Origin of the sequence: Duganella sp. 1224, assembly GCF_013408245.1 — a bacterium.
Lineage (GTDB): Bacteria > Pseudomonadota > Gammaproteobacteria > Burkholderiales > Burkholderiaceae_D > Rugamonas.
Genome location: NZ_JACBYS010000003.1, coordinates 85,200 through 110,315, shown reverse-complemented (window position 1 = coordinate 110,315; position 25,116 = coordinate 85,200). Strand labels below are relative to the sequence as shown.

At 61.0% G+C, this 25,116-nt stretch carries 26 protein-coding genes and 1 tRNA gene; 21 read left to right on the top strand and 6 right to left on the bottom strand.

Going from position 1 to position 25,116, the window contains the following annotated elements:
• The first annotated feature begins 8 nt into the window (after positions 1-8).
• From FHW58_RS16960 to FHW58_RS16875, 18 genes are all read left to right on the top strand, one after another.
• Positions 9-2,081: a ClpP-like prohead protease/major capsid protein fusion protein gene (locus FHW58_RS16960; RefSeq protein ID WP_179674343.1), complete on the top strand. Its 2,073-nt coding sequence runs from the start codon at positions 9-11 to the stop codon at positions 2,079-2,081.
• Between the two features lie 57 nt (positions 2,082-2,138).
• Positions 2,139-2,465 (top strand): DUF2190 family protein, encoded by a 327-nt coding sequence (locus FHW58_RS16955; RefSeq protein WP_179674342.1) that lies wholly within the window; start codon positions 2,139-2,141, stop codon positions 2,463-2,465.
• Between the two features lie 2 nt (positions 2,466-2,467).
• Positions 2,468-2,770 carry a hypothetical protein gene (locus FHW58_RS16950; RefSeq protein ID WP_179674341.1) on the top strand — a complete coding sequence of 101 codons (303 nt, stop codon included), beginning with the start codon at positions 2,468-2,470 and terminating at the stop codon, positions 2,768-2,770.
• On the top strand, positions 2,767-3,210 hold the full coding sequence (locus FHW58_RS16945) for a hypothetical protein (protein WP_179674340.1): 444 nt from the start codon (positions 2,767-2,769) through the stop codon (positions 3,208-3,210). Before FHW58_RS16950 ends, FHW58_RS16945 begins: the two co-directional genes overlap by 4 nt.
• A complete protein-coding gene (locus tag FHW58_RS16940) occupies positions 3,207-3,371 on the top strand; it encodes a hypothetical protein (RefSeq protein ID WP_179674339.1) in 165 nt (54 codons plus the stop codon). Before FHW58_RS16945 ends, FHW58_RS16940 begins: the two co-directional genes overlap by 4 nt.
• Positions 3,372-3,374: 3 nt before the next feature.
• Positions 3,375-4,343, top strand: coding sequence for a phage tail tube protein (locus FHW58_RS16935; RefSeq protein ID WP_179674338.1), 969 nt, complete (start codon positions 3,375-3,377; stop codon positions 4,341-4,343).
• A 31-nt stretch (positions 4,344-4,374) separates the two neighbouring features.
• Entirely contained in the window at positions 4,375-4,719 is a 345-nt protein-coding gene (locus tag FHW58_RS16930) for a hypothetical protein (protein WP_179674337.1), read from the top strand.
• Positions 4,671-5,087, top strand: a complete 417-nt coding sequence (locus FHW58_RS16925) for a DUF1799 domain-containing protein (RefSeq protein WP_179674336.1) — start codon at positions 4,671-4,673, stop codon at positions 5,085-5,087. The genes FHW58_RS16930 and FHW58_RS16925 overlap by 49 nt, the downstream gene beginning before the upstream one ends.
• Complete coding sequence (locus FHW58_RS16920; protein WP_179674335.1) at positions 5,080-9,942, top strand: phage tail length tape measure family protein; 4,863 nt, start codon at positions 5,080-5,082, stop codon at positions 9,940-9,942. Before FHW58_RS16925 ends, FHW58_RS16920 begins: the two co-directional genes overlap by 8 nt.
• Complete coding sequence (locus tag FHW58_RS16915; protein ID WP_179674334.1) at positions 9,942-11,006, top strand: hypothetical protein; 1,065 nt, start codon at positions 9,942-9,944, stop codon at positions 11,004-11,006. The genes FHW58_RS16920 and FHW58_RS16915 overlap by 1 nt, the downstream gene beginning before the upstream one ends.
• Complete coding sequence (locus FHW58_RS16910; RefSeq protein WP_179674333.1) at positions 11,006-12,979, top strand: hypothetical protein; 1,974 nt, start codon at positions 11,006-11,008, stop codon at positions 12,977-12,979. The genes FHW58_RS16915 and FHW58_RS16910 overlap by 1 nt, the downstream gene beginning before the upstream one ends.
• Before the next feature lie 9 nt (positions 12,980-12,988).
• Complete coding sequence (locus FHW58_RS16905) at positions 12,989-13,222, top strand: hypothetical protein (RefSeq protein ID WP_179674332.1); 234 nt, start codon at positions 12,989-12,991, stop codon at positions 13,220-13,222.
• A 21-nt stretch (positions 13,223-13,243) separates the two neighbouring features.
• Positions 13,244-13,678: a hypothetical protein gene (locus FHW58_RS16900; RefSeq protein ID WP_179674331.1), complete on the top strand. Its 435-nt coding sequence runs from the start codon at positions 13,244-13,246 to the stop codon at positions 13,676-13,678.
• Positions 13,675-14,112, top strand: coding sequence for a D-Ala-D-Ala carboxypeptidase family metallohydrolase (locus FHW58_RS16895; protein WP_179674330.1), 438 nt, complete (start codon positions 13,675-13,677; stop codon positions 14,110-14,112). The genes FHW58_RS16900 and FHW58_RS16895 overlap by 4 nt, the downstream gene beginning before the upstream one ends.
• Positions 14,109-14,483 carry a DUF6527 family protein gene (locus tag FHW58_RS16890; RefSeq protein WP_179674329.1) on the top strand — a complete coding sequence of 125 codons (375 nt, stop codon included), beginning with the start codon at positions 14,109-14,111 and terminating at the stop codon, positions 14,481-14,483. Before FHW58_RS16895 ends, FHW58_RS16890 begins: the two co-directional genes overlap by 4 nt.
• Positions 14,480-14,887 (top strand): hypothetical protein, encoded by a 408-nt coding sequence (locus FHW58_RS16885; RefSeq protein ID WP_179674328.1) that lies wholly within the window; start codon positions 14,480-14,482, stop codon positions 14,885-14,887. Before FHW58_RS16890 ends, FHW58_RS16885 begins: the two co-directional genes overlap by 4 nt.
• On the top strand, positions 14,884-15,162 hold the full coding sequence (locus FHW58_RS16880) for a hypothetical protein (RefSeq protein ID WP_179674327.1): 279 nt from the start codon (positions 14,884-14,886) through the stop codon (positions 15,160-15,162). Before FHW58_RS16885 ends, FHW58_RS16880 begins: the two co-directional genes overlap by 4 nt.
• 182 nt (positions 15,163-15,344) lie before the next feature.
• Positions 15,345-16,178 (top strand): hypothetical protein, encoded by an 834-nt coding sequence (locus FHW58_RS16875; protein WP_179674326.1) that lies wholly within the window; start codon positions 15,345-15,347, stop codon positions 16,176-16,178.
• A gap of 130 nt (positions 16,179-16,308) precedes the next feature.
• Here the strand turns inward: FHW58_RS16875 and FHW58_RS16870 are convergent, their stop codons facing one another.
• Together FHW58_RS16870 and FHW58_RS16865 are read right to left on the bottom strand one after the other, a co-directional pair.
• A complete protein-coding gene (locus FHW58_RS16870) occupies positions 16,309-16,545 on the bottom strand; it encodes a hypothetical protein (protein WP_179674325.1) in 237 nt (78 codons plus the stop codon).
• On the bottom strand, positions 16,542-17,243 hold the full coding sequence (locus FHW58_RS16865) for an SOS response-associated peptidase (protein ID WP_179674324.1): 702 nt from the start codon (positions 17,241-17,243) through the stop codon (positions 16,542-16,544). The genes FHW58_RS16870 and FHW58_RS16865 overlap by 4 nt, the downstream gene beginning before the upstream one ends.
• 134 nt (positions 17,244-17,377) lie before the next feature.
• Here FHW58_RS16865 and FHW58_RS16860 point away from each other — a divergent pair, with 134 nt between their 5' ends.
• On the top strand, positions 17,378-18,013 hold the full coding sequence (locus tag FHW58_RS16860; protein WP_179674323.1) for a hypothetical protein: 636 nt from the start codon (positions 17,378-17,380) through the stop codon (positions 18,011-18,013).
• A 476-nt stretch (positions 18,014-18,489) separates the two neighbouring features.
• Positions 18,490-19,419: a hypothetical protein gene (locus tag FHW58_RS16855; protein ID WP_179674322.1), complete on the top strand. Its 930-nt coding sequence runs from the start codon at positions 18,490-18,492 to the stop codon at positions 19,417-19,419.
• Positions 19,420-19,576: 157 nt separating this feature from the next.
• Here FHW58_RS16855 and FHW58_RS16850 read toward each other — a convergent pair whose 3' ends face one another.
• The 4 genes from FHW58_RS16850 to FHW58_RS16835 all read right to left on the bottom strand — a co-directional run bounded on the left by FHW58_RS16850 (position 19,577) and on the right by FHW58_RS16835 (position 22,683).
• Positions 19,577-20,584, bottom strand: a complete 1,008-nt coding sequence (locus tag FHW58_RS16850; protein ID WP_179674321.1) for a site-specific integrase — start codon at positions 20,582-20,584, stop codon at positions 19,577-19,579.
• Between the two features lie 163 nt (positions 20,585-20,747).
• Positions 20,748-20,822, bottom strand: a tRNA-Arg gene (locus tag FHW58_RS16845).
• A 63-nt stretch (positions 20,823-20,885) separates the two neighbouring features.
• The gene (locus FHW58_RS16840) at positions 20,886-21,614 is read right to left on the bottom strand and encodes a hypothetical protein (protein WP_179674320.1); all 729 of its coding nucleotides are present in this window, start codon (positions 21,612-21,614) and stop codon (positions 20,886-20,888) included.
• 64 nt (positions 21,615-21,678) lie between these two features.
• Positions 21,679-22,683: an acyltransferase gene (locus tag FHW58_RS16835; RefSeq protein ID WP_179674319.1), complete on the bottom strand. Its 1,005-nt coding sequence runs from the start codon at positions 22,681-22,683 to the stop codon at positions 21,679-21,681.
• A 211-nt stretch (positions 22,684-22,894) separates the two neighbouring features.
• Here FHW58_RS16835 and FHW58_RS16830 point away from each other — a divergent pair, with 211 nt between their 5' ends.
• Positions 22,895-24,799: an ATP-binding cassette domain-containing protein gene (locus FHW58_RS16830; RefSeq protein ID WP_179674623.1), complete on the top strand. Its 1,905-nt coding sequence runs from the start codon at positions 22,895-22,897 to the stop codon at positions 24,797-24,799.
• The last annotated feature ends 317 nt before the right edge of the window (positions 24,800-25,116 follow it).

The following is a 25,116-nucleotide window of genomic DNA, read 5'->3' as shown; positions in this document are numbered from 1 at the left end:
AACGCATCATGCCAATACCGGTCAACAAACCAGCTGAACACGCGAAGTGGTATGCCATCCGCGCACGTGCTGCCGGCGCCCCAGTTGCTGCAGACACGCCTGTCGCCTCGGCTGCCGAGATCCTGATTTACGGCGACATCGGCGAAAGTTGGTACGAAGAGACTGTGGCCGCCAAGGACTTTGTGCGCGAGATCGCGGCGCTGGAGGTCGATCAAATAACCATCCGCATCAATAGCCTGGGTGGCTCGGTGGTCGATGGCATCGCTATCTTCAATGCGCTACGCCGGCACAAGGCGAACATCACCACGGTCATCGACGGCGTGGCTGCCTCCGTCGCGAGTCTCATCGCCATGGCGGGCGACAGCATCGAGATGGCGAACAACGCATTGATGATGATCCACGCGCCGTGGGGCTACGCGGCTGGCAATAGCGTAGCACTGCGCGAATCCGCAGACATGCTGGACAGCTATGCCGATGCCATGGCGTCGAGCTATGCGGTGCGCTCGAATGACAAGCCGGCAGCATTGGCGTTGCTGACCGACGGCAAGGACCACTGGTTCACCGCGGAAGAAGCGCTGGCGGCCCAGCTGATCGACGTGATCGTCGCAGACCTGCCGTTGGCAGCATCGGCTCACATGTCCGGTTTCGTAAAGGCGCGGTACGAATCGTACCCGCAACCAGTACTCCCTGCGGCGTCTGCCGCGCCTACCCGTCCCACCAATCCCAAGGAGAGCACCAATATGCCTACCCCAACCGAAGCTACGCAAGAGCCGGCAGCCGTACAGGCCGCAGCAGACGCAGCCGTTAAAGCTGCGCTGGAAGCGGACAAACAGCGCCGTGCCGGCATCTCGGCGGCGTTCGCTAAATTTACCAGCGTACCTGGCATGGCCGAGATTCACGCCGCCTGCGTGGACGATCAGGCGTGCACCGTCGACCTGGCTAACTCGAAAATCCTCGCGCACTTGGCGAAAGATGCGCAGCCGGTGGCGACCGCGCGCATCATCACCGTCGAAGATTCCCGCGACAAATTCCGAGCTGGCGTCATGGCCTCGGTGATGGCGCGTGCATCGCTGGAGAAGGATGATCGCGCCAACAACTATCGCGGCTTTTCGCTGATGGATATCGCACGTGAGTGCCTGGCCCATGCCGGCGCCAACGTGCGGGGCATGGACAAGATGCAGCTGGTCGCCGCAGCTTTCACGCATACCGGCAGCGATTTTCCGCTGTTGCTGGCGAACGTGGCCGAGAAAGCCATGCTGAAGGGGTACGACGAAGCCGAGGAGACTTTCCAACTTTGGACCTCCAAGGGCACGTTGGGCGATTTCAAGCCAGGCAGTCGCGTGGACCTGAACACGTTCCCATCGCTGTTGAAGGTGGCCGACGGCGCCGAATACAAAAATGCAAAGGTCGGTGAGCGCGGTGAAACCGTCCAGCTGGCGACCTACGGTCGGCTGTTCTCCCTGACCCGCCACACGATCATCAACGATGATCTGGACTCGTTCACCAAGATTCCGAAGGCGATGGGCCGCGCGGCTATTCGTACGATCGGCGACCTGGTGTACGCGGTCCTGACCAGCAATCCCGCGATGGCTGACGGCACTGCGCTGTTCCATGCTGACCACAAGAACTTGATGGCCGGAAGCGTGATCAGTACTGGTTCGGTGGACGCCATGGGTACGTCCATGGCATTGCAGAAGGATGCGACCGGCAGCACGCTGAATATCAACATGGCAAAGCTGATCGTACCTCGCTCCCTGCGTGGCGCCGCCAACACCGTCCGCGACAGCGAATTCGAAGTTGGCGCCGCCTCCAAAAACAATACCGTTCCGAATTCCGTGCGCGGCACGTTCGAGGTGATCGCAGATGCTCGCTTGGACGCGGCTTCCACGGCTGCATGGTACGGCGTCGCAAGCCAAGATGTCCACGACACCGTCGAGGTGAGCTACCTGGACGGTGTGGATACGCCGACCTTGGAAAACCAGAATGGCTGGCATGTCGATGGTGTCGAGTTCAAGGTACGTATGGACGCCGGCGTCAAACCGCTGGACTTCCGCACCATGCAGAAAAACCCAGGCGCCTAAACAGCCAGGAAAACTAGCCGCTCCGGCGGCTCACCACCAAATTTCAAGGAGCCAACAATGGCAACGAATTACGTTCAAGAAGGCGATGTGCTGGACTTCACTGCTGCGGCAGCGGTGGCGAGCGGTGCAGTCATCGTGCTGGGCAAGCGCATTGGTGTTGCAGCGCGCGCGGTGTCGCAGGGCTCCGTTGGCGCAGCCCATGTCACTGGCGTGTGGGAGATCGCCAAGCTGACGACCGATGTGGTGGGGCAGGGTGATCTGTTGTACTGGGATGCCCAGAATAGCCGGCTGACGACCACGGCCGCCAGCAATGTTCAGGCTGGCTATGCGGCGTCGCCTGCGGCCGCAGGCGCCGCCACCGTCCAGATCAAGATCAACGGCTGACCATGTTCGAAGCGCTCGAAGCTCGCCTCAACGCGGCCGCGATGAAGAAGCTGTCAAACGCGACGGCTCGGATCGACGGCATCGATGTACGCGTAATTTTCGACGCGCAGTACAAGGTCGGGATGGTCGGTGTGGTCGGCATGGGCGCATCGGAACCGCAAATGGTAATCGCTGACTCTGATATCCCGTCGGAGTTCATCGACACGGTGGTATCGGTCGATGGCGCTGCCTGGAAGGTGGTGGACGTGCACGCGGACAAAGCCAGCGGGCCGGGCTTGAGCCTCGCGATACTGGAAAAAGCATGACGACTGCACACCGGCAGGTTCTGGTCGCCGTGAAGGATGTGCTGGATGCGGCGGGCGTCGCACTCGGACGCGTCTACACGTCCAGGACCCGTTCCATCTCCGCAGAGACGCCGCACGCCGTGGTGATCCGACTGGGCCGAAGCGCTTCCGAACTGTCGCGCGTCCTGGGCGGGCCGACTACCTGGAAGACCCTGGTGCAGATCGAATGCTATGGCCGGATGTCCGGCGGCGAGCCGGATGAAGCGTCGGATCTGATCGTGGCGGCAGTTTTTGATGCGCTGGCGGCCGACCCGACGCTGTCAGGAGCGGTGATGCAGATGGTCCCGCTGGAAGGCGACACGCTGTCGTGGGACTTGGACGAGCTGGACACGGCACTCGGTTGCACGACCGCCAAATTTATCGTTTCACATAAGACCAAAGGAAGGACTCTCAACCCATGAGCTTCACGACGGAAGAAAGCGACGAAGTCGCAAAGCCCGCTCCAGTACCGGCTAACCCGGCACGCGGCGGTAGCTACGCCCGGGATCCGGACACTGGCGCGCTGGAGCTGCTGGTGGAGCCGCCGAAGCCGGCGCCAAAGAAACAATCCACCGAGGAGTAATCCATGAGCCGTCTCGTCAATAACACCGCCATCCTGGCGAAGCTGGAAACCACTTACGGCCAGGACGCCGCTCCCGCTGGCGCGCAAAATGCTTTGCTGATCAGCAATCAAAAAGTCACGCCGCTGGTGGCGCAGAACGCGGACCGCAACGTGATGCGGCCGTACCTGGGCAACTCGGAGTCGCTGGTCGGCACCCGCTACAAGCAGCTCGAATTTGATGTCGAGCTGGTCGGTTCCGGTACTGCGGGCACGGCGCCGGCCCTGGGCCCGCTGCTGCGCGCCTGCGGCTTTGCCGAAACCATCACCGCCAGCGTACGCGTCGACTACACCCCGGTTTCCGGTGGCTACGAGTCGCTGACCGTCTACTACTACGACGACGGCGTGCTGCACAAGCTGCTGGGCGCCCGCGGTAGCTTCAAGGTAAGCGCCCAGGTGGGCGAAATTCCAAAGCTGAGCTTCAGCTTCACCGGCCTGGACGGCGGTGATACCGCAGCCCCGCTGCCGACCGTCACGCTGGACGCATGGCGCATTCCACAGACTATCGTCGACGCGAACAGCGGTGACTTGACCTTTGGCTGCACGCACTCGATCACGGGCGCGCCGGCGCTCGTCGGTGGTACCGCGTTTCCCAGCGAAGGCATCAATATCGACAGCGGCATCTCCGCGCCATTCAATGCGCTGCTGGGCGGCGAAACCGTGCCGATCACCGAGCGCAAGGTCACGGCCGACATGAAGATGGATCTGACTGCGGTGGACGAAGTGGCGCTGCTGACTGCAGTCAAAGCCACGACCCTGACCAGCCTGGGCTTCGCGCACGGCACGGTCGTCGGCGACCGTGTGTTGATCTTCATGCCCTCGGTGCAGCGTACCGACCCCTCGAAAGAGGAAAAAAACGGTATGCGCATGATCGGCGTCAAATTGCGCGTCAACCCGAAGCTGGGTAACGACGAGTTGCGCATCGTCTTTTTCTAAACCGGCGCAAGCCAAACCATAAGGAAACACCATGTCGAGCAACAAAAAATACAAGATCGCCGTCAGCAACCTGGTCGTGGTCGAGGTCAAAGGCCAGCTGAAGAACGAGCAGGGCGAGCCAGTGGCCTTCAAGTTCGAGTTTACCGCCAAGCGCCAGTCGTCGAGCGAAGTTACCGCCAACAACGGCAAGCCGATGAAGGACATTCTGCAGGACATCATCACCGACGTGCGCGGCCAGAAGCTGGTGCTGCTGGAGGATGACACGCCGGCGCCGTTCGATCCGGACATGCTGGGTGCGCTGCTGGATATCTCCGGTATGGCGGTGCTGTGCTACTCCAAGTACCTGGCCGAGCAGAGCGTAGCGGAAAAAAACTAGCGCAGCTCGCGCGCCTGGCCGCGTTGGGGCAGCTCTGGGATGGTAAAGAGGAGCGCGTCGCGGTCAGAAAGCTCGACGAGGTAGCGGCGATGTTTGGCTTGTACATCGTCACCGATGATCGTGCGGCGTTGGAGCCTCAGGAATTCCACCTCTGGCCCGAAAACGTGCCCGCATGGAACCTGTTCTGCAAGGTGCTGACGCAATGGAATACAGACAACGGCGAGCCGACGGGACTGAACTATCCCGGTGTCGAGGTGGTGATGCGTAAGCACCGCATCAAGCGCAGCGAAGAGCTGAACATGTTTAACAAAATACAAGCTATGGAAGAAGCGACGTTGAAAGCGTGGAGCGAAAAGCGCAATGGCTGAAACAAGGGTAGTCATCACTGCGGATGCGGATCAGGCGGTCCTTGAGTTCAACCGCCTACGCAGCTCCGCGACCGGCAGCATCCAGCAGATCGCCCAAGCCGGTGAGCAGCTGAACCGTGCCGGTGTATCGGCCGGCCAGCTCCGCGCCGCGATGGCCGGCCTGCCGGCGCAGATCACTGACGTGGTCGTCAGCCTGCAAGGCGGCCAGGCGCCGCTGACGGTACTCCTGCAGCAGGGCGGCCAGATCGTCGGCCAGTTCGGCAACGTCGGCAACGCGCTGCGCGGCGTCGCCTCATATGTCACCGGCCTCGTCAATCCTTTCACGGTCGCCGCCGCGGCCGGTACTGTACTGGCTGTCGCCTTTTACAAGGGCAGTCAGGAAAGCGAGGAATTCCGCAAGTCGCTAGCCCTTACGGGCAACGCCGTCGGCGCCACGACCAGTGAGCTGATCGGCATGTCGGCGGCCACCGCCAAGGCAGCGGAGGACACGAAATCGCATGCGGCTGATGCGCTGAACCAACTGGTGCAGACGGGCCGCGTCGGTAAAGAAAACCTACAGCAGCTAGCCACCGCCACGGTGCTGGCTAATAAAGAGATCGGCATCAAGGTGGCCGACACGGTGTCCACGTTCGCCGATCTGGCCAAGTCGCCGTTGGAGGCCAGCGAAAAGCTGACCGAAAAATATCACTACCTGACGCTGGCGACCTACCAGCAGATCAAGGCGCTGCAGGATCAGGGGCGCGCTGACGATGCCGGGCGCGTTGCGCAGTCGGCGTATGCCGACGCCATCACCCAGCGCGCCAAGGATGTGGACGCCTCCCTTGGCTACCTCACGCGTGGCTGGAATGCTTTGGGCAGCGCCGCCCACAAGGCCTGGGATTGGATGCTCGACATCGGTCGCGAGGACACCTTCGAGCAGAAGCTGGAAAAGGCCAATGCCGCGTTGGAGGAGGCCAAGCGCAAGCGACTGACGTTCATTGGTGCGGGTGCGGACGGCAAGGCAGATCTTGACAAGGCTCAGGCGCGCGTTGACGCCCTGAATGCCGAGAAGGACAGGAAAGAGCGCATCGCCGCTATCGATGCCGGCCGCATCCAGTTACAAGAAGCCGGTATTGCCTGGGATAAAGAAGGCGAGAAATTTCTCACCCGGCGTGAGCAGCTGGAACGAGATATCGCGGCGAGTCGGAAACGGGGGCTCGAGGCCGGCGTCTCCGATGCGGAAATCGCCCAGCGCGAGGCGGCGATCCGCAAGCAGTACAGCGACATTTTCAACGCCGGCATCGATGGCCAGATCGAGGCCATCAAGCGCCGCGGCGTCGTGGAGGATACCGTAGCGGCCCGATCGATGTCGGCGCTGGTGGCCGCGCGCGAGGCCGGCCTGGACAATAGCTTCCAGGCCCAGCAACAGTACGCGCAGGCGGTTGAGGCGCTGGACCAGGCGCAGTTCGCGCGCGAGCGCGCCCGTCTGGAGCAGGAGCTGAAGCTGACGGCGCAGAAAGCGAATTCCGAGCGCGACCAGGCGGGCCTGCGTGGACAGATCAATGAGCTTGATGAAAAATCGATCTCTCGTAAAATCCAGCTGGAGCAGCAGCTGTTTAACCTGGACGTCAATGCGGAGCGCGCCGCGCTGGGCGTCATCGCCGACAAGCTCGACAAACGGGATGAGGATCTGCGCGGCATCAACGAGCAGATCAAGAAACAAAAGGATGCCAATGCCGTCATCGGCATGGGCAAGCAGCAGGTCGCGGCCTATTCGGCTGCGCTGGTGGAGGAGCGCGCGCGTCGGCTGGAATCCGACGCCGCCATCGCGGACACCATCCTCGGCTGGGAAGCCTTGGCCGAAAAAATGCGAGATAGCGCCAAGGCCCTGCGCGAACTGACCACCGCGCAAGCCGACGGCGTGGCGCGCACCCTCGACTTCGAGCGGCAGAAGAACATCTGGGAGGGTATCGAGCACACCGCGCACGACACCTTCCTGAGCATCGAGCAGAACGGCAAGGGCGCCTTCGACCGGCTTTACAGCACCCTCAAGAACGGCTTGCTGGAGCTGCTGTACCAGATGACGGCCAAGCAGTGGATCATGAACATCGGCGCGCAGGTGAGCGGGTACAGCGCGCTGGCCGGCGCCGGCAACGCTGCGGGTGCCGCAGCCAGCGCGGGTGGCGCGGGCAATCTGCTCAGCGGCGCTTCCAGCATCTCCTCGGCCTACAACCTCGCCACGGCAGGCCTCACCAATACCCTCGGCGGCGGCATCAGTGCAATCGGCAGCTGGGCGGGTTCGTCCGCGCTGGCGGACTTCGGCGCCGGCTTCTCCGGCTCGGCGGCCGCCGAGCAGATCGCCGCCACGCTGGCCGGCGAGACCATCCCGGCGATGTCGGCAGCCGCCAGCGCCGGCACGGCATTGGCATCGGCGCTCAGTACCGCCGTGCCGTGGATTGCCGGCGCCGCCGTGGCCTACAAGGCGTTCGATGCGCTGTTCAGCGATGGGCCGGAATCCGATACCCGCTTGACCTTCGGCAGCAACAACAAGGCCGGCAACATCTCGATCAACGAGCGTGGCAACGAAGGCAAGTCCGATTCCTATATCGCCGGCGCGAGCACGAACTCTGCCTTCGGCACTTTCGGCGTCACCAGCACCTTCTGGGCGCCGGCCGAGTCGAAAGCCGTGCAGGACTTCGTCAAGACGGTCGGCCTGGCCGACGATGCGCTGGCAAAATATCTGACCACGGCTGAAAAAGCCAGCGTGACCAGCTACCTTACCGGCAAGACCGACACGGCGCACGTCGGCGCGGAAGGACAGATAGACTCCGCTGACGCTGGCAAGGCGCTGGCTCAGGTGTTCAACGACCGGATCATGAACATCCTGGAAGGTATCGAGCCTGGCTTGTCGAAGCTGGAGCAGAACTTCCAGGGGACGTCGGCCGAGCTGGCCACCGAAGTCGAAAGCTTGCTGGCGTATCGTTCGGCATTGAACGACTCCGGCGAGGCCGTGTTCGGCGCCAAGGTCACGCTGCAGCAGATCGCCGCTCTGAAGACGCCAACCGAGGCGACCAGCGCGGCGCTGACGCGCATCACCAGCGAATTTGCCGCCACCAACCAGGTCGTCCAGCTGCTTGGCAAGGACGTCTCGACCGCGTTCGGCGCCGCCGGCCTGGCCGGCGAGGCAATGCGCGCGCAGATCATCCTGCTGTCGGGAGGCTTGTCCAACTTCACGGCGGCGGCCAGCTCGTTCGCCCAGAACTACCTCAGCGATGCCGAGCGCCTGGGGCCGGTGTCCAAGCAGCTGGACGCCCAGCTTGCCGCCCTGGGTCTTTCTGCCATCCCCAAGACGAAGGACGAGTTCAAGAGCCTGGTGATGGGGCTGGACTTGAGCAGCGAAAGCGGACAGAAGCTGTATGCGGGCCTCATGAACCTGCAGGATGCCTTTGCCCAAGTGCACGCCAGTGAAAAAACAGCAGCGGACGTGGCGCGTGAGCGCGCCGACCTCCAGGATAAACTGGACGAATTGACCATGACGCAGGCGCAGCTCGCGGAGAAGGCGCGCAACGCGATCGATGGGCATAACCGTGCGCTTTACGACCAGGTCGCCGCTGCGCAGGCGGCGAAGGATGCCGTAAAGGATTTGCTCGATAACACAAACCAGGCATACAGCACCCTGCAGGCTGTCGTCGCGCAGGAGCGGGATCATCTAGATACCGTGTATCAGGCGGCGACTGATGGCCTGCAAGCTGGTATCGACAAGGTGACGGGCGCTGTCAGCAACTTGCAAAACTTGTCGCAGGCTTTGCACTCCACCCTCGATTCAATGGCGGTTCCCGGCCAGGAAAAAGCTGAACGTGAACAGGCTCAAGCTCAGCTGCAGGCAGCTTTGGCGATCGCTAAGGCGGGTGGACCGCTGCCGGACGCGGATGTTCTCAAGAACGCGTTGGCGACCGTGGGTAAAGATGCATCCGGCCAGTTCTCGTCGTATCTCGACTATCAGCGTGATCTGTATCTTACGAAGAACACCGTGGCTGGTTTGGCGGGCTACACGGACACGCAGCTCTCCACCGATCAGTTGATGCTGAAATCGTTGCAATCGCAGAAAACAGCGCTCGACGAAGCACACAAGGCGGATCTCGCGCGTCTGGACGGCATCCTGGCTACATCGAAAAATCAAGTCGACTTACTCAACGGCGTCTCGACGGCCTTGGTGTCATTGCCGCAGGCGTTGGCTGAACTCGCCGCATCGATTTCGAAGGCGATGGCCAATCCTGGATCCGCAGCGCTCCAGCAGACCGCTGTTGCATATCAAGACTATCTTGGCCGAACTGCGACCAGCTCGGAGTTGGACTTCTGGCAGCAGCAGGCCACCAAGGGAGTCGATGTGGCGGGGGCAATCAAAAACTCCGACGAGGCGAAGATCCAGGCGCTCTATAAATCTTTACTAGGACGCACCGGTGACGCGGCGGGCGTGGACGCTTGGGAAGCTGCGGTCAAGGGCGGGATGTCCTGGGAGCAGGTCAAGCAGGGATTCTTGGGCAGCGATGAGTACAAAAGACTCCATCCGCCCGGATTTGCTGCTGGCGGGGATCACATGGGCGGCCTGCGCCTTGTCGGTGAAAACGGACCAGAGCTGGAGGCAACTGGCCCATCGCGGATATTCAACGCCAGCCAAACGAGATCAATGCTCGGTTCCGCCAACGCTGAGTTGGTCGCGGAGATCCGTGCGCTGCGTGCCGAAGTGCGCGAGCTGAGGGCCGCTGCAGCAAGTACTGCCGACAGCACCGGTGAAGTCGCGAAAGTGGTCCGGCGCGTGGGGGGGCGTGGCGACTATTTCGCGGTGAAGGTGATTACTGCGAAGGAACCTGCGTAATGCGAGTGATAGCACCCATCGAAATCACCGATGCAATGCTGGTGAGCAGCACCTTGGTGGAGACCCCACCAGCCATGCATGTCATGGGCACGACATACGCCGCCGGCGCCACGGTCGCCACCGGCACCGTCGGCGGGATCCTCACCGTCTGGAAGTCGCTGCAGGCGGCGAACACCGGTCACGCGCCAGCGACCAGCCCGACGTGGTGGCAGAACATCGGCACCACGTATGCTGTCTACGATTCCACCCACACCTATGCTTTCCACGACCGGGTAATCGATCCAGTGGCGCATCTGGTGTATGAGTCTCAGCTCACGGATGCGAATACGAATCAACCCCTGACAGGCGGAACCGCCTGGCTGCAGGTGCCAGGCACGACAAACAGGCGGGCCGCGTTCGACAACTTGCGCAACACGCAGGCTGAGGCACCGGTGGATATCGTGCAGAGCATCCAGCTAACTGGCCGCGCGGATTCTATCGCGGTCATCGGATTGGACGCCCGTACGGTGACGATCACGCAAACGGTGGCCGGCGTGCAGAAGTACTCTGTCACCGCCAACCTCAGTAAGCGCAAGAGCCGCAGCTGGAAGGAATGGTTCTTTAGCCTGTTCAAGAGCCGCACTAGTGTCCAGTACTTCGACCTGCCGCCGTATCGGAATGCTTTGATCACCATCACCGTCGCAAAGCCAGGTCCCGGGCGGCGCGCGGTCGGTGGAATTGTTATCGGGAATGCGGTGTACATCGGTGATGTGCAGTACGAGCCGACTTCGGATCACCTGAATTTCTCCAACGTCGAGCGCGACAAGTTTGGGAACCTCAAGCTCGACCCCGAGCGCTCGGTCCCCAAGGTCGACCTAACGGTCTGGTTTGACAAAAGCCTGACTAGCCAGATCCTCGAATTGCGGGAGCAGCTCAACGGCCGCCCGGCGGTGTGGTCGGGGCTAGACGATTTCACACTCGACTATTTCGAGCCACTTTTTATCTTCGGTATTCACAAGGAGTTCAGCTTGAACCTTAAAGGTTTGAATTACGGCGTCATCACGCTGCAAGTGGAGGAAATGTAATGGCGATCACCGCACCAGTCCATGCCGACGTGCTACCCGTCGCGCCGAGTATTGATGATCCGGACAACTTCGATGCCGAGGCCGACGCGTTTGCCGCCGCCCAGCGCCCGTTCGGCATCCAGATGAACGCCCTCGGCGACAACGTGTATGCGAATGCGCTCGCTGTTCAGTCCCTGGCCGGCGCCGCCGACGCAAACGCCCAGGCGGCCGCAACCAGTGCCGGCCAAGCGGCATCCAGCAAGAGCGCCGCTCTGCAGGCTGCCCAAGATGCAGGCGCCGCTGCGCAGGCTGCAGCGGACAGTGCGACGGCCGCCGCGAACGCATCCACCAGTCTGACCGCCAGCAGCTCCAGCGCCGTCGTGCTGGGCAACGGCGCCAAGGTATTCACCGTGCCGGCCGGGAAGCAGTTCCCTGCCGGCGAACTGCTGCAGTTTGTCAGCTCCGGAACGCCGGCCGCGCGCATGTTCGGCACGGTCGCGTCTTACGCCGGGACCACGCTGACCGCGACCATCACCCAGACCGAAGGCCCGGCCGGCACCTACAATGACTGGACGATCGCACCGGGCGGCGCGCGCGGTCCTATTGGCGGCACGGCCGGCGGCCAACTCACCGGCGCGCTGGACGAGCTGAAGGGCACGGCGCCGGCCAGCAGCGCGACGCCCGACATCTGGAACGCCGGCGGCAACTATGTGCCGATCACGCAGACGGCAAACATCACCGGCTTACCAAATGCGCCGCAGGCCGGCGCCAAGCGCACGCTTAAAGCGGAAAGCACGTTTTCAGTGGTAAGCAGCGCAAACTTCTATGTCCACGGCGGCTCGACGGTCATCAATCCCGGCGACGAACTGGATGTCGTAGCCGACACCGCGTCGAAGTTTCTGGTCACGGTGCGGAGGAACAACGGCGCGTTTCAAGGAGTTACCGGGCGGGTGATTCAGGTATTGAAACAGTCCGTCGTCTGGACCGCGCCGGTCACCGGGTGGTACACGATTATCCTGATCGGCGCTGCGGGTTCGGGCGCGGTCGCGATTGCCTCTAGCGGCGCGCGCGCTGCTGCTTCTGGCGGCAGCACAGGGGGCATGGTCATCAAGACCTTCTTCGCGGTAGCCGGCGATACCTACACGTTGGCGCTGGGCGCCAAAGGCCTCGGCGTTACGAATACCACGGTGGGCAACGTCGCCAAGAACGGCAACGATGCAACGGACTCGACCTTCATTGGCGGCTCGGTATCCCTGACTGCTGGCGGCGGAAAGAAAGGTAATGCGGCGGTCGGTACCACAAACTCGACTGTCGCAACTGGCGCCGCCGGCGGGACTGCATCGGGCGGCGACTTCAATTTCCCTGGCAGCGCTTCCGGATCCGCTACCGTGACTTTGACTGCAGGCGCCGTTAATGCGAATGCCGCAACTGGCGGCGCAGCTGTTCCATATAAAGGCGTCGCCAACAAAAGCGGCGATGTCGTGGTGTCCACCAATGGTACCGGCGGCGTACAAGGGGCCTCGGGCGGCGCCGGTATCGGCGGGAAGAGCGGCAACGTGACCGTGTTCGGCGACGCGAGCGCGTCTGCTGGGGCCAGCGCACTGGCACCATCCGCAGACGCGACCAGCTCCATCGGAGCGGCTCCGGTGTTGGACGACTTTGTGTCCGTTCTCGCTGCGGTGCCGCTCCAATTGTTGGGGGCGGGAACGAATGCGGCCACGAATTCTGCCAGCCAGTCACCAGGCGCAGGCGGCGGTAGTGGCGGGGTGTTCACGAGTCCCGGGACCAATGCGAATAGCGGGGGCGCAGTAATGTTGGGCGGCACCGGTGGGGTGACTGGCTACGCCAGCTCTAGCGGGATGACGCTGATCAGCGGGAGTGTGATCTACGGCGGCGCATCTGGTGGCGTTTCTTTGTCCAGCAACGTCAATTCTTCGGCCACGCTGACCTCTGGTGACGGCGGTGCCGCTTTCGCAATTATCGTTTCGCCATAAGGGGCAAGAATGTCGACCATACCTTATACCTGCACTGGCCAAGAAAACGCCGGTGATGCCGAACTGTTTGACGCGCAAGGGGAGCATTTCACTACCATCTTTGCATCGCGCTGCTTCGCAGACTGGTACTGCGCCAGCAACGGTTGGACCTGGCGCTGGCGCAACGGCGTCGATCCTGATGACCCGACGACCTGGCCGGCGCCACAAGAATCCGAACCACAAGATCCATCTCCCACACCTTAATCCACCACTATGAAAGCGCATATGCCTGCTCTCGAAACTACTTCTGCCGCCAGCGGCGCGCTGATCAAAATCTTCGGCGCCCCAGTGCTGGCTGGCGCCACTGCCACTGCGCTGGCGTTCTTGTTCATGTGGCCTAAGACGCTGCGCGAAGCGTTCTTGCGCTTCCTCACCACGATCGCCACCAGCGCGCTCGGCGGACCGTTCCTGGTGATGGCCGTGCACAGCTGGTGGCCATCGTTGTTCGATTCGGCTAAGGCGGTGACTATCCTGTACGGCGGCGACCCGGCGCTAGGCGTGCTGTTTGTGGCGGCGCCGCTGATGGTTGCGGCCGGCCTGCCGGCGTGGTGGCTTATCGGCGGGGTTATCCGGTGGCTCGATCGCCGCCGCGATAAGGATATCGGCGAGATCGCTCACGACGCTGCCGAGGTAGTCAAAGACGTGCGAGGTGCCCTGTGAACCTGACCGAACACTTCACCCTGGATGAGCTGACGGCCTCGCAGATCGCGGCCCGCCGGCGCATCGACAACACCGCCGGCCCGGCCGTCGTCGAAAACCTGCGGCGCGTCGCTGCTGTGCTGGAGCAGGTGCGCGCCGCGGTTGGCCGTCCAATCACCGTCTCCAGCGGTTACCGCTGCCCGGCGCTGAACACCGCCGTCGGCGGCGCGCGGGACAGCGCACACCTGCAGGGCCTGGCTGCCGACATCAATGTATCCGGCATGGCGCCGAAGGATCTGGCGCGCACGATCATCGCCGCCGGCATCCAGTTCGATCAGCTGATCTACGAGGGCACCTGGGTGCACATCGGCCTGGCCGCCGGCAAGCTGCGCGGCCAGGTGTTGACCGCAACTTTCACACAGGGCGGCGTGGTCTACAGCGCCGGGATCGCATGAGCACGATTGGCCGAAAGCTGGATGACTTTGGCGATAACCAGGTCGCCTTCAACTGCCCGGGGTGCGGGGAGATTCACGTGCTGGCGATCGGGCCGTCGGCCGCGGGCACGCCGCGCCCGGTGTGGGGCTTCAACGGAAACGGCGACGCGCCGACCTTTACACCGTCGGTGCTGTCGCGCGCGGGGCACTACATCGACGGCGATACCAAGGAGTGCTGGTGCACCTACGAAGCGCGGTTCGGCCGGCCGTCGCCGTTCAAATGCTGCGTGTGTCACTCCTTCGTCACCGATGGTCAGATCCAGTTTCTGAGCGACTGCACGCACGCGCTGGCGGGCAAGACGGTGCCGCTGCCCGATTGGACCAAGCTATGAGCGCCTTGGGCGACGTAGCCACCGGTGCGGGCGGCGCACTGGCCGGCCAGCTGTGGAAGGTGGCCACGCTGGTGCTGCTGGCGGTGCTGCTGGCCGGCGGTGGTGCCGGCGGCGCACTATGGTGGACGGCGGCGGCCGCGCGCGATCAGGCGCTGGCCGACCTCCGGGCGGAGCAGGGCATCAACGCGCAGCTGCGCGCCGGCGTCGATGCGCAGAACACCGCGATCTTGGCGCAGGCCACGCTGGCGCGCGAGGCCGAGGCGCGCGGCCAGGCTGCGATGCAGGCCGCCGCGGCGAACGGCCGGCGCTACGACCAGGCGCTGCAGCAGATCGCTGGCGCGCGGGCTACCAGCTGCACCGACGCGATGCCCTACGTGAACCAACTGCTGGAGAAGGTGCGATGAAACGCGAAATCGTCAACTTGACCAGATTGGCAGGTTTGTCCGCCGCCTGCATGCTGGCCAGCTGTGCCAGCGCGCCCGCGCCGGCCACTCAGACTGTCCAGGTGCCGGTGGCCGTTCCGTGCGTGAAGGCTGCACCGGCGCGCCCGGCGTTCGAGTTCGACCAGCTGCCCGCCACGGCGAGCGATGGAGACAAGGTTCTCGCCCTCGTGCGCGACTGGGCGCGGTACCGGAAATACACCGGCGAGTTGGAGGCGGTTATTGCTGGCTGTCGCTGACGTAGGTGCCGCTTCCACCGCTTCCAGTTAGCCACGCCGGAATACATCGATCGTGGTCCGCCATCTCTGCCCCCCTCGAAGAGAATCCCGTTACAGGTGGCTATCACAAATGCATGTTGGCATATTGTCTCGAACAGATGATTAGGATATCGTTTGTTTGATACAACTAATAAGGAACGGGAATGGAAGCAAAGTACCGATCTGCGGATGTTTGCATTTATTGTCAATTTTTATCGGATGAGAAAAGAAAAGTCTACGATCAGTCAGAACTGTCAAAGGAACATTTGTTAGCCTACTCTTTAGGCGGTACAGTGACTCTGCGGAAAGCTAGCTGCAAGTATCATCGCGATCTAACTTCCGCCTTTGAACTAGATGTGTCCCAACGAAGTTACCGGCACTACAGAGACTTTCATGGAGTGCAATCAAGGGGACCGCAGGAGGAGCGAGATGCCCGCCTCAGTCGGGAGGTTCCGATTACCGTCGAGGGATACGATGGCAAGAAAGGATTTAGGTTGGTAGCGAAGGGGGAGATCCCACTGCCGTTTATCTTTCCCAGGATTACCCAATTACCTACAATATTGACTGGCTTGCCGTACATGAGCGAGATAGGGCTAGCTTTTGTAACCGAGCCGCCAGATCAGCGAGACGTTGATCGGTTTTTGAGAAAGCATCGAATCAAAACATTTACGGCAACTTCAGACGGATTTGTCATCGGCTCTCCGCAGTTTTTTCAGATGTTAGCTAAGACAGCTCATGCTTTTCTATGGGCGGAAAAGGAAGGAAAAGGGTTTGCGCCTTTATTGATGGATATCATCGAGGGGGTGAACGTGAACTTGGACTATTGCCTCACGTATATAGGTGAAGATCCCGGTGGGGCAAAATCAGAAGAAGAGCTTTCCCTGGAAGAGGTGACCCGGGAAGGCGTTACTTATTTTGTTGCTGATATAGCAATCAAGGCAATAAAACAGCTCCCAAGCTATAAGGTCGTTGCCGGGATAAAAATGGATGTCGGGTAGAGTCTGCTTTGGATGTGAAAAGAAAGCATAAGGAGCAAAACGCTTAGCGGCAGTGCGTCGGATCCTAGGCGTCCGTAGACTCTGGAAAGTGCCCTTGATATGTGGTTTGACCCAATGCATGGGTGAATGCCTATAGACTGTTTTCGCCAGACGCTGCTTCCACAATTTCCAGTTGGCCCGGACGAAACACCTCGCTCTGCGGCTGGCCGTCGACGGTCCACTCGCAAAGTATGCCGTTTCTCACCCCCTCCCAATCGTGCTCTTCGCCCAGCGCCGAGCACGTTACCCACATCACCTGACCGTCCGGGTCGCCATTCATCCTGACCAAGCTGCCCTCGGGCGGTCGGTCGCTCAAATCTTCGCTCATAGCAGTCCCATCTGAATATCTGCCGCCGGCGTCGCCGCCTCGGCTTTCTTGGCGCGCGGCGGCACCGGGAATTCCCACGCGCGCATCAGTTCGGCCGGGTAGGGACGTAGGAAGCTCCGTGCATATTCCGGGTCGCTGCAGCTGAGCCAGTCGTCCCACTCGCTGTGCGGCACCACCACCAGCGCGCGCTTTTCGTCGCCGGGCTTATGGAATCGCCGCATCAGCGGGTGGTCGTCGGCATTAATCGTCAGCTGGGTGAAGCTGTGCTCGGCCCCGGCCTCGCCGCCCCACTCGCGCCACAGGCCGGCCACGGCAAACATGGACTCGTCGGCGGCGCCAATCCCCCAGCGCACCGGCTTGCCGCTCTCGTAGTTCGGCTCGTAGAAGGCGGTCATCGGCACCAGGCACAACTGCGAGTTCTTCCAGGCGCCAGAGAAGGAGCGCAGCTGGCCGACCGTCTCGGCGCGCGCGTTCATGGTGTCGAACGGCCGAACGCCCGGCGGAATGCGCTTGCGCGGCACCATGCCGTAGGTAGCCACCAGTCCTTCGCGCCGGCCGTCGGCGCCGCGGCGAACGATCGGCGCGCCGTAGTCCTTCCACGTCTCGGCCTTCCAGAAACCGGTGTCGTGCAGATCGATGATCACGCCCATCACCGTCTCCAGCATTTCCGGATCCGGCGGTCGGAAGTTCACGCACATAGCCGCCCCGCTCATTTTGATGAAAATCAAATAATAGCGTGTTTTCTCGATCCGTTTTATACTGTATATGCGTACAGTATTAATGCGGGGAAATAATGAAGGTGTGGGCGTCGAGACGGCGAGAGGAAGGAGCGGTGCTGGCCGCAGCGGTGCCGGCTGTAGACGGGGCTTCGCTCATGGAGTTGGTTGTGGTGGAGGTCACGCTGGATGGCAACCGCCGCCCGGCAAAGGTCGCTCGCCTCCGGCCGATCGGCGAGCAGCGCATCCTGGCGCAGCTGCTGCTCCCCAAGCTGGTGAAGCTGCAGGGCTGGAACTTGGTGTTGAGCGGGATCGAGGAATTGAAGGGAGTAGCAGGGCAGACGCGCGGCGTCGCACAAACTTGGGTATGCAAGCTGTGGGTGCCCGACAATGCCGTCGGCTACCGGGTGCGTGATACCTGTCAGCAGGGTGTTCTGGCGCCGAAAAGCGCAATCCGTCAGTCAAGCGGAACCCGGGGCCGGCTAGTAGTGACGACCGACTACGTGACTCCACTGCAGCGCTATACCTTGTGTGCCGAGGTGCATCATCACCAGGTTTCAACCTTTCCGGCCGGGCGCCTGGTTGATTGTCACATCGAGTGGATGTCCGATGAAACCTTCGAGCTTGGCGGCCTGCGGGTGTGTGCCTCGCACGAAGATCAGCCCGAGCGGCTGGAGCGTGCCGGCTGGCTCGTCGAGATCGACGTCAAGGAGCGGGAGCTGACGAAGCGCGAGGCGCGCATGTTGCGGTAGGTCAGTGGCGGCGGCGGTCTGGTTCAGCCAGGACTCGGGCAATGACTCGTAACGGGACGCCGGACTGGAGAAGGAAATCAGCGGCCGCCTTCCTGCCGTGGTGGTCCTGCATGATGACGCCTGCGTTGACGATCAAGGCCATACTGCGGGCCGGTCTGTCCTTACGGTCGGTTGCCTTCATCTATCCTCCTTGTCAGAACGTAGGATATTCGATCGGCTTCCTTAATGCTTTGCGCGACACCAAATGCTGCGTAGGTCCGGCGTAGCTTTTGGTGTAACTTTACTTCGTAGCGTCGGGCCTCAAGGCGAAATGTACTGCTGCAACGGGAGCCGTAGGCTATGCTACAGTGCTTTATTGACAATCAATTTTCTCGTGACAACGACGCCTCTATGTGGACTGAAGAGCGTGCGATGTATTTTGCAAATCGCTTCTAGTGGTTTAGTGATATTTTAATTTAAATATTGGAGTGAATATTTTGGAAACTATAGTTGCGATTAATTGCGGCGGCGAGTTGAAACGTGTATTTAAAATAGATGATAGAGAAAAAAAGAATGGCGGAAAGTGGTTACTTCAGATATTCCCATTTATAGGTTTAAATTTAGGCGATTTTACTGATAAGCCTATTGGAAGCCATAAATATTCCGTGCATCCTCCGCGAGCCGAAGGAGGCGAGCATATGATTCACTTTAAGATGACAAAGCCGCATACTGGTGATGATCGTATGGCAGAAAACCGTCACTACACTCGTGCGCTAAGCACTCCGGAGAAATTTGCCGCAGTATTTTTTGCCCGCTTCACACGTATGAATATGTCACCGACTGAAGTACTTTCAGATCAAGAAAATTTGATAGTTATCCCAGAGGAATTCGACCCAGGTAAGCAGATTTTCATGGCTGGTGTATTTATAGGCGGTGTGAATGATGAATTCGTTAGTCCGACAAATGAAGATAATATTAAATTGCTTCGGATAGATTGTAAGTTTATTAGCATAATAATTTTATATTCTTTTGAAGATCTACCAAGCTTAGATTATGGGTGGGTATTTAATATTAAAACGATGGATGTTGATAAGATAAACGATGAAATGGCGAGAGAGATTATTGTTAAAGTAATGAATGGCAACGATGTTAAATCTTGTTTTGATCTATATCGCTGGAATTGTTTAAAACTGATAGAAAATTACTGGGAACGCTGGATTTGGATTTGGGATCGCATGGAGGTAGAAAAAAGTATAACACCATATGAAGCCGCAGAGAGGCGCGGAGAGTGTCGGACCTATATCCGACAGCTACAAACGATAGGTGAGCAGCTCATTCTCGAAAACATTAGTGGCATCCCCATGCCTGACGGACTTTATGAGGAAAAAATAATGCCGCGTATGGTTTCGTATGCCCCGAAGTATTAAGAACGTTCATCTTTATCATGATGTCTGACTTCCAAGCGGATGCTCCATCAGTCCAACAATGATATGCGTGTAGGTATGAAAGTAGGTACGCAAGTATGCTTCCGCCTTGAATGGCGCATAAATGAATATTGTGTGCATTACACCGCTGCAGTCATAGTTACCCCAGCATGGCCGCGAGGTTCTCTGCAGTTTCGTTGTAGTAGATTTGCAGCATTCTTAGATCCTTGTGGCCCACCATACGGGCCAGCTCAAGTATGTTGAGTTTTTTCGATAGTCTGGTAATCGCTTCGTGGCGCGTATCGTGGAAATTTATTTCTTCAGTACAAGCTGCTATGCGAATTTTTCGATAGTTTGCATCTAGGGATGCTGCTGTCAGGCCGAACAGAGGGGCGTCAGAATCCGAACTCTTAGGCAGGAAACTCAGCAGTTCGATGGCGCGTTTTGAAAGTGGCACCCGGCGGCGAGTGCCGTTCTTGGTGTTGTAAAGCGTGGCTACGGGGCCATCAATCGATGTCGGTTTCAGTCCGCATATTTCGCCGGCGCGCATCGCGCTCTCAATCGCAAAGAGAAACGCGACGCCGACGCGTTGCTTCACCTTTGTCACCGGGCATTCATCAAAGCCGCTGGCCAGCGTAAACCGGTCGATTTCATCCTGGGAGATCCTGCGATCGCGCGACTCAGGGTCCCTCGGCCTGCGGACATCAGTAGTTGGGCTTGCCGCGACCCATTTCCACTCGCGCCTCGCGACTGTATACACATTAGAGATTAGACTGAAATCGCGGTTGACGGTCGAGGTCGCAACCTTGTCGACGTCTAGACGATGATCGCGCCACTTGCCCCAAAGGTCCGAAGTCATTTCGTGGAGTGGGATCGTCTTAATTGCCCGGCCGTTGATCTCCTGATCGCCGATAAATGCGAACCGGTTTTGCTCCCATTTCGGATCCCGCTTCTTGCGAGGTGATACCTCCGTGCCATATCGATCAAAGGCATCTCCGACGGTCTTGCTGAGGTCGATGCCGGTTTCGTGCTGCTTCCGGATCTCAGTCTCGCGCTCGGCGGCCCAGCTGACTGCCTCGGCCTTGGTCGAGAAGTTTCGTGCTGCACGAGTGCCTTTAATCGCCACTTGCGCCTGCCATCCGCCCTTGATCTTTTTGAAGCTGGCCATGCATACCTCAGTCGTAAAAGAGTCGTAAATCAGTCGTAAATGCTAGCAGAAAATAGCGTTTTTTTGTGGTGTTTTGTAGATTTCGGGAAGAGGCGAAAAAGGCTGTAACCCTATGAAAACCAAGACAAAATGGCTAAATATTGGGTTAAGTAAAAATGGTGGGTGGTCCCCCCGACTGGAATCGAACCAGTATCCCACGCTTAGGAGGCATGTGCACTATCCATTGTGCTACGGGGAGGACGCGGCGAAGATTATAGCCGAGGCAGGGGGCGGCTCACATTATTTTTGCGTCAAGCGGCCGTCACTTTTTATTCAGGACGCCGCTGGCTTCCAGTTTGCGGTCCAGTAGCTGCAGCGGGATCCAGGCGATGATGTCATCAAACTCGCCGCCCGGCGCCTGTGGCCGGGTTTCCAGCGGACGCGCAAAAAAGTCGAGGGTGGCGCGGTCGTTGTGCTGTTCGTCGAGGTTGCCCTCGGCGTTGTTGGCTTGTGGCACACCTAGTTCGCTGGTGCCCAGGTTGTTTTTGCCGCTGGAGAAGATCACCGCCGTGGCACACAGGGTGCCGACGTCGCAGCGCTCACCTCCCACCACGTAGTAGGGCTGGCCCTGGCCATCGCGCCCCAGAATACGCTTCTCGGCGACCGCCTGATTGGGGACGATGCGCCGGGCAAACCCGGGGCTCACGCTGTAGCGTAGCAGCTTGCCCCAGGCGTCGCTGCCGCTGACGCCCAGCGTGACCCATGGCAGGTAGCCGGTGCAGCCGTCGTCGCTGCACGGATCGGGCTGCTCCCGTCCGTCCTGCGCCGAGATGGCCGGGCGCGGCAGGCGCCCATGGACCATGGCAAAGCCGAGCAGCGCCTCCCTGGCCTCGGCCACCTGCGCGGCGCTGCGCTGTTGGCGCGCGCTGTCGTTGCCCGGGCTGAAACTGCTGATCAGCAGGGCGGATGCGCCCAGGCCCAGCACCACCAGTAGCAACAGCAGGGCGGCGCCGCGCTGGCGACGGAGCGGGAGGGGGGAGGGCGTACTCATGGCCTGATGCTAGCCGATCCCGGCCCGGCGCGCCAGCCCGCGATGGCGACGCCGCAGCTTGGCGTTACGCGCTGAGCCCGGCCTGCGTCAGGCGACGCTGGTTGAGCCAGCGCCGCGCCGGCTTTTCGACCAGGAAATAGCTGGTGATGCCGACCAGCAGCGCGCAGGTCAGCATCCAGCCGTGGCGCCGCCCCATCTCGGCGGCCTGGAAAAATGGCTGTTGCCACAAGTAGATCGAGAAGGACGTGATGCCGATGCCAGCGAACAGCTTGCTCGACAGCAGGTTGATCGTCAGCGGCGGCAACGCGGCGGCATGGTTGACCACGATGGCAAAGCACAGCGTGCCCAGCGAATACTTGATGGCGTCGGGCACCGGGTTGGTGTTGAGGACCACGCCGGCGAAGCCAAGCGCCGCCAGGCGCCAGCCCGACAGTCGCCACGGATGGCGCTGCTCATGCAGGCACAGCGCGGCCGAGATCAGGATCGACGCCCCGCGCACGTCCGAGCGCCAGTAGACCTCGTAGTAATCGCGTTCCAGCGCATAGGTCTGCCACATGCCGTTGGCGATGGCGGCAACCGCCAGCGTCGCGATTACCGGCAGCGCGGCGCGGCGGGCGTGCCGGGTCAGCACCATCAACAGCGACAGCAGGATATAGCTGTGCTCTTCGATGGCCAGCGACCAGAGGTGCTCCAGGCCAGGCGCTTGCTCTGGATTGGAAGCGCCCAGGTAATTGGTGTAAAACAGCAAGGTGCTGGCGACGGCGTTGAGGCTGGGCGGCTGGTGCTCGACCGTGGTCAGGTACAAGGCGTACAAGGTCACGAACACCAGCAAGCCGGGGACGATGCGGGCCAGGCGGCGGCGGTAGAACTCGCCCAGCGTAGTCCCTTGGATGAACAGGATCTGACACATCAGGCGTCCGCTGAGCACGAAGAACAACTCCACCCCCATGCGGCCCAGGTTGATGCCGCGCATCGGCAGAAAATGTCCCGCCAGTACGGCCAGGATGGCCAGGCCGCGCCAGCCGTCCAGGTAGGCGAGATGGGGCTGGCGGACGAGAGTTGGTGTCATGGGCGGGCGGGCGCACAATGGCGCCTATGCGCATATTGCAATAGTTCAATTTTTGCACGGTTCAGCTTGGCGTGGCGCGCGATTGCCGCTAGGCAAGCGTTTGAGGAATTCCGCCGGCGGGCCGTCAACAGTGGGTACAATGCTGGCTTTCATTGACTTCACCGCCGGCCGCCGCACCTCGCGCGCGCCGGCCCAACCTTACACATCCACTATGGCAGTCATCTCTCTCTCCTCGGCGCAACTGGCGTTCGGTCACGTCGCGCTGCTCGATCACGCGGAATTTTCACTGGAGACCGGCGAGCGTGTCGGCCTGATCGGTCGCAACGGCACCGGCAAGTCGTCCTTGCTGAAAATCATTTCTGGCAAATCCAAGCTCGACGACGGTTTGCTGGTGATGCAGCAAAACCTGCACATCGTCTACGTCGAGCAGGAACCGGTGTTTGAGCCGGAGATGACGGTGCACGACGCCGTGGCGGCCGGCCTGGGCGCGCTGCCGGCCCTGCTCAAGGAGTACGAGGCGCTGACCGGCCAGTTTGGCCAGGGCAACGACGAGGCGCTGATGGAGCGCATGCACGATATCCAGGTGCAGCTCGACGCCGCCGACGCCTGGAACATCAGCAACAAGGTTGAGACCGTGCTCGACAAGCTCAACCTGCCGGGCGGGCTGCGCATGCGCGAACTGTCCGGCGGTATGCAAAAGCGGGTGGCGCTGGCGCGCGCGCTGGTGTCGGCCCCGGACGTGCTGCTGCTGGACGAACCGACCAACCACCTGGACTTCACCTCGATCCAGTGGCTGGAGGGGCTGCTACGCGATTTCAAGGGCAGTGTGCTGTTCATTACCCACGACCGCTCCTTCCTCGACAACGTGGCCACCCGGATTATTGAACTCGATCGCGGCCGCCTGCTGTCCTTCCCCGGCAACTTCAGCACCTACCAGAGCCGCAAGGCCGAGCTGCTGGAAAACGAGGAAGTGGAAAACGCCAAGTTCGACAAGGTGCTGGCGCAGGAGGAGATCTGGATCCGCAAGGGCGTCAAGGCGCGTCGCGTGCGCGACGAGGGCCGCGTGCGCCGGCTGGAGGCGCTGCGCCTGCAGCGCGCCGCGCGCCGCGAGCAGCAGGGCCAGGTCAAGCTGGAAGTGTCGGTGGGGGAGCGCTCGGGCAAGATCGTTGCCGAGCTGGACGGCATCAGCAAGCGCTATGGCGGGCGGGCGATTGTCAGCAACTTCAGCGGCACCATCCTGCGTGGCGACAAGGTGGGCCTGATCGGTGCCAATGGCGCCGGCAAGACCACGATGCTGAAAATGATTCTTGGCGAGCTGGCGCCCGACAGCGGCACGGCCAAGCTGGGCACCAAGCTGGAAGTGGCCTACTTCGACCAGATGCGCACCCAGCTCAACGAGGAGGCCAGCCTGGTCGACACCATCTCGCCGGGCAGTGACTGGGTCGAAATCAATGGCCAGCGCAAGCACTCGATGAGTTACCTGAACGACTTCCTGTTCTCGCCGGAGCGCGCGCGCTCGCCAGTCAAGTCGCTGTCCGGCGGCGAGCGCAACCGCCTGCTGCTGGCGCGCCTGTTCGCCAAGCCGGCCAACTGCCTGGTGCTGGACGAACCGACCAATGACCTCGACATCGAAACGCTGGAGCTGCTGGAAGAGCTGCTGGAAGACTACAGCGGTACCGTGTTCCTGGTCAGCCACGACCGCACCTTCCTGGACAACGTGGTCACGCAGGTGATCGTGGCCGAGGGCGAGGGCCGGTGGCGCGAGTTCGTCGGCGGTTACAGCGACTGGGAGCGGGTGCGCGACGCGGCGCCGGCGGGCGGTGTGAAGCCGGCGCCCAAGGTGGCGCCGGCGCCCCAGCCAGCTCCGGCCCCGGCGGTCTCGGCGCAAAAAGGCAAAAAGCTCAGCTTCAAGGAGCAGCGCGAACTGGAAGCCTTGCCCGAGCTGATTGCCGCGCTGGAAGACGAGCAGAGTGCGCTGACGCTGCAATTGTCCGATCCGGACTTTTACAAGAAGAACGCTGCCGAAGCCAAGCGGATCAGCGCCCGCGTTGACCAAATCGAGTTGGAACTGCTGGCGGCGCTGGAAAAATGGGAGCAAATTGAAAGCCGCCGCTGAGGCTTATGCTGCAGGGCCGCAAAAAACTGGTCAACAGTGTAGGCATATAACAATGATTTAAATATAATAGTCGATATTGCATCGATGCTCTGGAGTGAAACATGCGCGCGAAGGCATGCTGGGCAGCGATAACGCAGGTGGCCGGTGGCGTCCAAGCCTGCGCTGCATCGCATCATTCCTTGCGATTGACCGCATGTTCTGGCTGCCGCCGACCCGGGGATGGGCGCGCTGCGTCAGGCCGGCCAGGTTGGCCGGTGAGGGAGGTGTTGTGCTGCGCTCGTTGCGGATACGTTGGTTGAGCGCGACAGATTTCCCGC

Excerpts from the sequence above, each read along its gene's own strand:
- FHW58_RS16960 (WP_179674343.1), top strand. The coding sequence starts at position 9 with ATGCCAATACCGGTCAACAAACCAGCTGAACACGCGAAGTGGTATGCC.
- FHW58_RS16955 (WP_179674342.1), top strand. The coding sequence starts at position 2,139 with ATGGCAACGAATTACGTTCAAGAAGGCGATGTGCTGGACTTCACTGCT.
- FHW58_RS16950 (WP_179674341.1), top strand. The coding sequence starts at position 2,468 with ATGTTCGAAGCGCTCGAAGCTCGCCTCAACGCGGCCGCGATGAAGAAG.
- FHW58_RS16945 (WP_179674340.1), top strand. The coding sequence starts at position 2,767 with ATGACGACTGCACACCGGCAGGTTCTGGTCGCCGTGAAGGATGTGCTG.
- FHW58_RS16940 (WP_179674339.1), top strand. The coding sequence starts at position 3,207 with ATGAGCTTCACGACGGAAGAAAGCGACGAAGTCGCAAAGCCCGCTCCA.
- FHW58_RS16935 (WP_179674338.1), top strand. The coding sequence starts at position 3,375 with ATGAGCCGTCTCGTCAATAACACCGCCATCCTGGCGAAGCTGGAAACC.
- FHW58_RS16930 (WP_179674337.1), top strand. The coding sequence starts at position 4,375 with ATGTCGAGCAACAAAAAATACAAGATCGCCGTCAGCAACCTGGTCGTG.
- FHW58_RS16920 (WP_179674335.1), top strand. The coding sequence starts at position 5,080 with ATGGCTGAAACAAGGGTAGTCATCACTGCGGATGCGGATCAGGCGGTC.
- FHW58_RS16915 (WP_179674334.1), top strand. The coding sequence starts at position 9,942 with ATGCGAGTGATAGCACCCATCGAAATCACCGATGCAATGCTGGTGAGC.
- FHW58_RS16910 (WP_179674333.1), top strand. The coding sequence starts at position 11,006 with ATGGCGATCACCGCACCAGTCCATGCCGACGTGCTACCCGTCGCGCCG.
- FHW58_RS16905 (WP_179674332.1), top strand. The coding sequence starts at position 12,989 with ATGTCGACCATACCTTATACCTGCACTGGCCAAGAAAACGCCGGTGAT.
- FHW58_RS16900 (WP_179674331.1), top strand. The coding sequence starts at position 13,244 with ATGCCTGCTCTCGAAACTACTTCTGCCGCCAGCGGCGCGCTGATCAAA.
- FHW58_RS16890 (WP_179674329.1), top strand. The coding sequence starts at position 14,109 with ATGAGCACGATTGGCCGAAAGCTGGATGACTTTGGCGATAACCAGGTC.
- FHW58_RS16885 (WP_179674328.1), top strand. The coding sequence starts at position 14,480 with ATGAGCGCCTTGGGCGACGTAGCCACCGGTGCGGGCGGCGCACTGGCC.
- FHW58_RS16880 (WP_179674327.1), top strand. The coding sequence starts at position 14,884 with ATGAAACGCGAAATCGTCAACTTGACCAGATTGGCAGGTTTGTCCGCC.
- FHW58_RS16875 (WP_179674326.1), top strand. The coding sequence starts at position 15,345 with ATGGAAGCAAAGTACCGATCTGCGGATGTTTGCATTTATTGTCAATTT.
- FHW58_RS16870 (WP_179674325.1), bottom strand. The coding sequence starts at position 16,545 with ATGAGCGAAGATTTGAGCGACCGACCGCCCGAGGGCAGCTTGGTCAGG.
- FHW58_RS16865 (WP_179674324.1), bottom strand. The coding sequence starts at position 17,243 with ATGTGCGTGAACTTCCGACCGCCGGATCCGGAAATGCTGGAGACGGTG.
- FHW58_RS16850 (WP_179674321.1), bottom strand. The coding sequence starts at position 20,584 with ATGGCCAGCTTCAAAAAGATCAAGGGCGGATGGCAGGCGCAAGTGGCG.
- FHW58_RS16840 (WP_179674320.1), bottom strand. The coding sequence starts at position 21,614 with ATGAGTACGCCCTCCCCCCTCCCGCTCCGTCGCCAGCGCGGCGCCGCC.
- FHW58_RS16835 (WP_179674319.1), bottom strand. The coding sequence starts at position 22,683 with ATGACACCAACTCTCGTCCGCCAGCCCCATCTCGCCTACCTGGACGGC.
- FHW58_RS16830 (WP_179674623.1), top strand. The coding sequence starts at position 22,895 with ATGGCAGTCATCTCTCTCTCCTCGGCGCAACTGGCGTTCGGTCACGTC.